The organism is Azospirillum isscasi (genome assembly GCF_030849505.1).
GTDB lineage: Bacteria > Pseudomonadota > Alphaproteobacteria > Azospirillales > Azospirillaceae > Azospirillum > Azospirillum isscasi.
Window position 1 is genome coordinate 1 of the sequence record NZ_JAUJFI010000271.1, and the last position, 4259, is coordinate 4259.

Genomic DNA, 4259 nt, shown 5'->3' on the forward strand with positions numbered 1-4259 from the left:
CGCCGTCCTCAAGGGCACCGACGTCGACCAGCCGCGCAACCTCGCCAAGTCGGTCACCGTCGAGTAACGCGGACCGCGGCGCGGAAGGGTGGACCAAGCCCCGCCCTTCCGTTGCGCTGTTCCGCCATGGTCCGTCATCGACAGCCGTCCCGAGAGAGCCGGCCTTCAGCGAAGCCGATCGGCAAAACGATGCCAAATCTGCCCGACGACCTCCGTCTGCTCGAAGCGGAAGCCATCGCCATCCTGCGCGAGGCCGCGGCCTCCTTCACCAAGCCGGTCCTGCTCTATTCCATCGGCAAGGACAGCGGCGTTCTGCTGCATCTGGCGCGCAAGGCCTTCCACCCCTCGCCCGTGCCCTTTCCGCTGCTGCATGTGGACACCGGCTGGAAGTTCCGGGACATGATCGCCTTCCGCGACGCGACGGTGCGGCGCCTGGGGCTGGAACTGATCGTCCACAGGAACGAGGAGGGACGGGCCCGGGGCATCGACCCGATCCGTTCCGGCTCCGCCGTCCACACCCGCGTCATGAAGACCGAAGCGCTGCGCCAGGCGCTCGGCCTGCACGGCTTCGATGCGGCCGTCGGCGGCGCGCGGCGCGACGAGGAGAAGAGCCGCGCCAAGGAGCGCGTCTTCTCCATCCGCAACGCCGCCCATGGCTGGGACCCGCGGGACCAGCGGCCGGAGCTGTGGCGCCTGTGGAACACGCGCATCCAGCCGGGCGAGTCGGTCCGCGTCTTCCCGCTGTCCAACTGGACCGAGATGGACGTCTGGCGCTACGTGGCGGCGGAGGCGATCCCCGTGGTGCCGCTCTATTTCGCGGCGGAGCGTCCGGTGGTGCATCGCTCGGGAACGCTTATCATGGTGGACGACGGGCGGTTGCCGCTGAACCCCGGCGAGGTGCCGGAGATGCGCCGGGTGCGCTTCCGGACGCTCGGCTGCTACCCGCTGAGCGGAGCCATCGAGTCCGAGGCCACGACCGTGGAGGAGATCATCGCCGAGATGCGGGCCGCGAAGACCTCCGAGCGGCAAGGCCGCCTGATCGACGGGGACGAGCCGGCCGCGATGGAGCGCAAGAAGCGGGAAGGCTATTTCTGATGCTGGGAACCTTCCGATGACGGACGACGGCACCGGGCGCGGCCTTCTGCGCTTCCTCACCTGCGGGTCGGTGGACGACGGCAAGTCCACGCTGATCGGGCGGCTGCTCCACGACGCCGGGCTGGTCCCCGACGACCTGCTGGAACAGGTTCGGCGCGACAGCCGGGGCCGGACGGAGGAAGACGGCGGAATCGACTTCTCCCTTCTGGTCGACGGGCTGGAGGCCGAGCGGGAACAGGGCATCACCATCGACGTGGCGCATCGCTACTTCGCCACCGCCCGCCGCAGCTTCATCGCCGCCGATGCGCCGGGGCACGAGCAGTACACCCGCAACATGGCGACCGCCGCCTCCACCGCGTCTCTCGCCGTTCTGCTGGTGGACGCGCGCAAGGGGCTGCTGACCCAGACGCGGCGGCACGCCATCGTCGCCTCCCTGATGGGCGTCCGCCATGTCGTGCTGGCCGTCAACAAGATGGATCTGGTGGAGGACGGCGAGGCCGTCTTCGCCGCCATCCTGACGGAGTTCACGGCCTTCGCCGGTTCCCTGAAGTTCCTGTCGGTGACGGCGATCCCGCTGTCGGCGCGGCGTGGCGACAACGTTGTCCACCGCTCCGCGGCCATGCCCTGGTACCGGGGCCCCGCCCTTCTGGAACATCTGGAGGGTGCCGCGGTGGAGGATCGGGCGGCGGAGGACGGTCCGCTGCGCTTCCTGGTGGAGTGGGTGAACCGTCCAGGCCCGGATTTCCGCGGCCTGTCCGGAACGGCCCTGTCGGGGAGCCTGGAGACGGGCGACGCCGTGACGGTGTGGCCGTCGGGCCGCTCCGCGCGGATCGCCCGGATCGTCACCTTCGACGGCGACGTGGGGCGGGCACGAACCGGCGATGCGGTGACCGTGACGCTGGAGGAGGCGGTGGACGCCGGGCGCGGCGACCTGCTGGCCGGCCCGGACGGCGCGCCGGAGGTGGCCGACCAGTTCGCCGCGCATCTGCTGTGGATGGGGGAGGAGCCGCTCATCCCCGGCCGCTCCTATCTGCTGCGCGCGGGTGCCCGGTGGGTTCCGGCGACGGTCACCGCGCTGCGCCACACGCTGAACGTGGAGACGCTGGAGCATGGCGCCGCCACGGTGCTGGAGCTGAACGCGGTCGGGCTGTGCAACCTGTCCACCGCGGCGCCGCTCGCCTTCGACGCTTACGAGGCCAACCGCCGCACCGGTTCCTTCATCCTGGTGGACCGCTTCTCCAACCGGACCGTCGGCGCCGGGATGATCCGGCACCCCCTGCGCCGCGCCGCCAACCTGCACCGGCAGGAGCTGGCGGTGTCCACGGCGGAGCGCGCGGCGCTCAAGCGGCAGCGCCCGGCGGTCCTGTGGTTCACGGGCCTGTCGGGGTCCGGCAAGTCCACCATCGCCAACCGGGTGGAGCGGAGGCTGCACGCGCTCGGCCACCACACGATGATGCTGGACGGCGACAACGTCCGGCTGGGGCTGAACCGCGACCTGGGCTTCACCGACGCCGACCGGGTGGAGAACATCCGGCGCGTCGGCGAGGTGGCGAAGCTGATGACCGAGGCCGGGCTGATCGTGCTGTGCGCCTTCATCGCCCCCTTTCGGGCGGAGCGGGAGGCGGTGCGCGCCCTGTTGCCGGACGGCGCCTTCCTGGAGATCTTCGTGGACACGCCGCTGGAGGAATGCATGCGGCGCGACCCCAAGGGGCTGTATGCCAAGGCACGGGCCGGGACCCTGCGGAACTTCACCGGCGTGGACTCCCCCTACGAGGCGCCGGACGCCCCGGAACTGCGGCTGGGCACGGCGGAGGAGGACGCCGACGCGCTTGCCGGACGGGTGGTGGAGATCCTGCGCCGGAGAGGCATCGCCGGGACCTGAGCCGCGGCCGGTTGAAGGGCTGCACCTCTCCACAGGCCGGCGCGGCATAATCGCTTGCCAAATCTCCCCGGTTGCAGCCATCTGCACGGACGATCCTCACACAAGGCTTCCGATCGCCGGCAATGCCGATCGGCTGGCCCCATTGATGCCCAGAGAGACTCCATGACCGGAATCCGTAGCTACAATCGGCGCGTCCTGGTGACCGGCGGCGCCGGCTTCCTCGGCTCGCACCTGTGCGAACGCCTGATCGCGCGCGGCGACGAGGTGGTGTGCGTCGATAACTACTTCACCGGGTCGCGGAGCAACATCGCCCAGCTGATGGGCCACCCGAACTTCGAGGTGATCCGCCACGACGTGACCTTCCCGCTCTACGTCGAGGTGGACCAGATCTACAACCTCGCCTGCCCGGCCTCGCCGGTGCACTACCAGCACGACCCGGTGCAGACGACCAAGACCAGCGTGCACGGCGCCATCAACATGCTGGGCCTGGCCAAGCGTCTGAACGCCCGCATCCTCCAGGCCTCGACCAGCGAGGTCTACGGCGACCCCAGCGTCCACCCGCAACCCGAGGAATACTGGGGCAACGTCAACCCGATCGGCCCGCGCTCCTGCTACGACGAGGGCAAGCGCTGCGCGGAGACGCTGTTCTTCGACTATCACCGCCAGCACAGCCTGCCGATCAAGGTGATGCGCATCTTCAACACCTACGGTCCGCGCATGCACCCCAACGACGGCCGCGTCGTGTCGAACTTCATCATGCAGGCGCTGAAGGGCGAACCGATCACCGTCTACGGCGAGGGATCGCAGACACGCTCCTTCTGCTACGTCGACGACCTGATCGAGGGGATGATCCGGCTGATGGACTCGCCTGCTGAGGTCACCGGCCCGATCAACATCGGGAACCCCGGCGAATTCACCATGCTGGAACTGGCCGAGCTGGTCGTCGCCCTGACCGGCTCGCGCTCCGTCATCGAGCACCGCCCACTGCCCCAGGACGATCCCAAGCAGCGCCGGCCCGACATCACCAAGGCCAAGGCCCTGCTCGACTGGGAGCCCACCATCCCCCTGCGCGACGGCCTGGAACGGACCGTCCACTATTTCCGCAGCCGCTTCTTCGGCTGAGGAAAGCCCCAGCCGCCGGCAAGGGACGGCCCGTGAAGGGGGAGGGCGCCGGTTGGCGCCCTCCCCTTTTTTCTGCCCCCCTTTTCCGCCCGGACGCGTCCTGCGGCACAGCGGGCATGTCTTCCGGCTGATCGACCAGCATGACGCCGAGGCCGCGGGC

The 4259-nt window shown here is 69.7% G+C and carries 3 protein-coding genes; all 3 read left to right on the forward strand.

Going from position 1 to position 4259, the window contains the following annotated elements; genetic code table 11:
* The first annotated feature begins 189 nt into the window (after positions 1–189).
* The 3 genes from cysD to QSG27_RS27925 all read left to right on the forward strand — a co-directional run bounded on the left by cysD (position 190) and on the right by QSG27_RS27925 (position 4099).
* Positions 190–1095, forward strand: a complete 906-nt coding sequence (cysD, locus tag QSG27_RS27915) for a sulfate adenylyltransferase subunit CysD (RefSeq protein ID WP_306711994.1) — start codon at positions 190–192, stop codon at positions 1093–1095.
* Positions 1096–1111: 16 nt separating this feature from the next.
* The gene (gene cysC / locus QSG27_RS27920; protein ID WP_306711996.1) at positions 1112–2977 is read left to right on the forward strand and encodes an adenylyl-sulfate kinase; all 1866 of its coding nucleotides are present in this window, start codon (positions 1112–1114) and stop codon (positions 2975–2977) included.
* A gap of 162 nt (positions 2978–3139) precedes the next feature.
* Positions 3140–4099, forward strand: a complete 960-nt coding sequence (locus QSG27_RS27925) for a UDP-glucuronic acid decarboxylase family protein (protein ID WP_306711997.1) — start codon at positions 3140–3142, stop codon at positions 4097–4099.
* Positions 4100–4259: the final 160 nt, after the last annotated feature.